The organism is uncultured Shewanella sp., from assembly GCF_947491715.1.
GTDB lineage: Bacteria > Pseudomonadota > Gammaproteobacteria > Enterobacterales > Shewanellaceae > Shewanella.
Genome location: NZ_CANLKR010000160.1, coordinates 1 through 220, shown reverse-complemented (window position 1 = coordinate 220; position 220 = coordinate 1). Strand labels below are relative to the sequence as shown.

At 47.3% G+C, this 220-nt stretch carries 1 protein-coding gene; it reads left to right on the top strand.

The genetic code is table 11. From position 1 onward, the window contains the following. On the top strand, window positions 1–220 hold a 220-nt coding region (locus Q0779_RS23925), incomplete at both ends, for a hypothetical protein (RefSeq protein WP_298776775.1).

The window sequence follows — 220 nt, the reverse complement described above, 5'->3', positions numbered from 1 at the left end:
TGAGTGATATGAGCTTATTCAGTCCTTACGGTGAGCGTTTAGGTGGCAGTAATACCAATATGGAAGGGGCGCCTAATTTTGGATTTGACAGTGGCAGCGGTGTTGAAACTGAAGGGATGGTGTTTGATATGGCCTTAATGGGCGCGCGGGTGTACTTGCCGACATTACACAGTTTTACCACACTTGATCCACAGTTAAATGGGGGCAGCAGTCCTTATAG